We start from the raw sequence: 390 nt of genomic DNA on the forward strand, positions 1-390 counted from the left end.
TTCCTCAGGAAGGCTCGTCCGCTGAGGGTTAGTCGGGACCTAAGCCGAGGCCGAAAGGCGTAGGTGATGGACAATCGGTTGATATTCCGATACCACTGCTTATCGTTATTACCAAAGGCGTGACGCAGGAGGATAGGGTGTGCCAGCTATTGGATGCTGGTCTAAGCACTTAGGAAGTCAAGGGAGGCAAATCCCTCTTGATAATTCTGAGGTGTGATGGGGAAGGCTCATAGAGCCGAAGTGCCTGATTCCACGCTGCCAAGAAAAGCGTCTAGGGAGAGAAGTAGTGCCCGTACCGCAAACCGACACAGGTAGGTGAGGAGAGAATCCTAAGGCCATCGGAAGAATTGCAGTTAAGGAACTCGGCAAATTGACCCCGTAACTTAGGGA

1 rRNA gene is annotated in these 390 nt (G+C 52.1%); it reads left to right on the forward strand.

What is annotated here, in order from left to right:
* Window positions 1-390 (forward strand): 23S ribosomal RNA (locus CPJCM30710_RS17505); the annotation flags it as partial.

Origin of the sequence: Clostridium polyendosporum (genome assembly GCF_018332455.1) — a bacterium.
Taxonomy (GTDB): domain Bacteria; phylum Bacillota; class Clostridia; order Clostridiales; family Clostridiaceae; genus Clostridium_AY; species Clostridium_AY polyendosporum.